Annotated in this window: 3 protein-coding genes; all 3 read right to left on the bottom strand. The window is 45.3% G+C overall.

Features of this window, described 5'->3' with window-relative positions; all coding sequences use genetic code 11:
* Positions 1 to 697, bottom strand: a 697-nt coding sequence (locus ACTHUT_RS17010) for a type VI immunity family protein (protein WP_440386814.1), incomplete at its 3' end; no start/stop codon positions are given.
* Between the two features lie 28 nt (positions 698 to 725).
* Positions 726 to 2,207 carry a hypothetical protein gene (locus tag ACTHUT_RS17015; RefSeq protein WP_070837961.1) on the bottom strand — a complete coding sequence of 494 codons (1,482 nt, stop codon included), beginning with the start codon at positions 2,205 to 2,207 and terminating at the stop codon, positions 726 to 728.
* A gap of 3 nt (positions 2,208 to 2,210) precedes the next feature.
* Positions 2,211 to 2,896 (bottom strand): DUF2345 domain-containing protein (locus tag ACTHUT_RS17020; RefSeq protein WP_440386810.1); only part of this gene is annotated, 686 nt, incomplete at its 5' end.

The raw sequence follows: 2,896 nt of genomic DNA on the forward strand, positions 1-2,896 counted from the left end.
TGCTGTTCAATTTATCTTGGAACGCCTTGCCGACAAGGGTATACCAACTGACGGACTTAATGCCCTCGTACCATAGAGAGTCATCATGTCCACCTGAATCGGGTGTTACCCCCCAATAGCGTTTGGTTACGGCGTATTCGTAAAACTGATATTTATGGTAGGCGTAGGGCAGGACGATGCTCAGTCCGGCATAACCGTGGAAAATATCAAAGTGCTTGCACAGATATTCTATCCAGCTTTCATACTCGCGACGTTTTTCCGAGGAGGACAAAAAAGACAGTGGAAAGGTGATCCTGAGATAGGACAGGTCATTAACTCCGCCTAAGGGGTGAGCGGATAGGGTTTTGATTTCATATTCCGCCGCCCTGTTGGAAGGACCGGAGTTCAGCACGCCATGCAAGCTTTCCCCCTGTTCGGCATTTTGAATCATTTTATCGATTTTTTTTTGAAATGCGTTCGGATTGATACGGGCAAAACGGCGCATCCCGTCCCAAAAGTGTGTTTTCAAATACCCGTGGTACTGCGAATAAAAGCGTTCGAAAACTTCCAGCGTCTTACGCTGTCCCGCTACCGAACCGCCGCCCGTATAGTAGATCAATATGGTCAGTCCCAGACGGGCATTGATATTATAGTCTTCGTCATACATCAGGATTTCATCGGCTTCCCGTTGCAGTGATTCATATAGTTTGGTTGTCATGCTCTTTCTTTCATGGGGTTGCTGTTGTTTACTCGTTCGGCAGATTACCATGTCGGGCATCGAATTCGCGCACTTTTTCTTCCCAGCCTTTCAGATGCGAAGTATCGGCATTTTTCTCGCAAGCCTGCCACGGGACATAGTGGGTAATTTTGTATTCATTGGGTTCGTATGTCGAACCTTTGGGTTTATTTACAAGATATTTGTAGGCATAACAGTTACTACGCTGTTCAAAACGTTCGTCTGCCGCCCAAAGGTCGGCGGAAGCACCTAAGGCAGGTGCAAATACTGCCAAACGGAGGGCGAACATGATTGAGCCTGCCAAGGCAGCAGAGGCAAAATACGCCAATGCGATTGTTGCTACCGATAAAACAATGAATGTAACAATTTCTTCCTTATTTTCTTTAACGAAATTCACTGCAACCATTAAGGCATTATCTGTCGACATAACCACGTCTGCTTCTTGAATATAAGGCAAGTAATCACGTGGAATATCCTCATACTCTTCTAAATAATCTACTGCTTGTTGTAGTTCTTGATTACTATATTCTACGATCTTCCCGTCATCACCTACCCAGCGTATACCATTTTCTGTACTCTCAAATTTTCCGAATCCTTCAAGCCAAGGAGAGTTTTGGAGAATTTGCGCGGCAGTTTCGGGATGATATACCGTTTCCATACTTTTCCTATCAATGAGTTTTTCCGATAGGATATTGATGGGGCGACCTTCAGGAGCAACCACCCATGGCTCGAGCCGGATTTTAGGCAACAGGTCTTCTTTCTTGAAACCGAAGGCTGGGACGAATTCCGGTGAAAATTCGTACACCCCTTCGGTATTGCCCTCATCGTTGTCCTGATAGATCTCCAGTAAGGCAAACCGCTCCTTTGTGGCAATTTTTTTATAGGCTTGGTCCTGCTTGTTGTCAAGATCATCATCGCCATACTTCATCTCTACCAGCCGTTTTAGGTTATCGTCATACTTCTCTCCGTAAGCTAAGGCCTCCCGACCTGGCCAGCGGATATGGTAGTCTTCGACGATAATCAGATCTGGACGTTTGCGTTCCGCACCTGGTAACACAGGTTCGGAGCATTTCCAGCGGGTATGACGTCGGTTTTTTCCTTGAGTTGTCTTGTCTAGCAAGCCAATTTTTCTACCTATTTTATCTATGAAACTTTGTGTCTCTTTTTCTTCTCTTTTTTTTGCTTTCCGATCATCAATTAAATGCGGGACAGGAACAACATCACTTCTCCCCACAGGTACACTGAAAGTTACTTCGGGCTTATACGGCCAATAATATCCGGTCATTCGCTCGGTAAGGTTTACCACACGGTCGAATCCGTTCTGTTTTCTACCTTTTACGCTGCAAGATCCACTGAAAGCATCTAATTTTTTTGTCGATCCGCCATTGTAATACTTTAAAACAAAGTCCCATACTATATACAAATATCCCAAGTCTCCAAGTTCTATGTCGGCGTATTCTTTATGCACTTTCAGCCGGGTAATCATTGCCATAAATTATTCCTCATCAAAAATTTCAAAATGTAATTTAATCGTTCCCCCTCCGGCAATATGCAACAGATGCGGTTCTTTTTTCGTTTTTTTCTCCTGCTCGAATACAACTTTCTGCGGTGATGACGTATTAACAATGATCGTTTCACCTTTACTGTTTGTTATTCCTTCAATCTGGCTACCATCTTCCAGTGTCAAAGTATATGGACGGTTTCTTACGACTTTCTGAGTTTTTCTGTCTCTCAAAATATAACGACCCGAATAGATTTGTTTGAAATCGGGTAATTTCACAGGTACATTCGATGGAATGGTTACCACCAACGGCGCCCTCACCCTCACCACCTTCGGACTCCCGATCTCAACCTCCCCGTTACTCAACTTGATATACGCCCCTTTGCAGGTGATCAGAATCTCCTCCTTCGCCGCAATGGTAATCTTCCCTGCGCTGCTGGTTAACGTTGCATCCTTCAAAGCATTCAGCTGCAATTCGTCATTCTGTGCCTGTACTTCCACTTTACCCTGATTGGCCTGCATCTTGATGCCGCTGCTTTGGGCAAACAGATTGAGGCTCTCTGCCGCATGGGCGGTCAGGCTTTGGCCGGCGGTAATGTCGGTATGGTTGCCGCTGATAAGGTGGATGTTTTCATTGGCGGTATGCAGTTGGCTTTGCTCTGTTGTGGTGGCGATGCCGG

Source organism: Neisseria sp. P0022.S010, assembly GCF_051956635.1.

Bases quoted from the DNA above. Each gene is read 5' to 3' on its own strand.
- ACTHUT_RS17015 (WP_070837961.1), bottom strand. From the start codon at position 2,207: ATGGCAATGATTACCCGGCTGAAAGTGCATAAAGAATACGCCGACATA.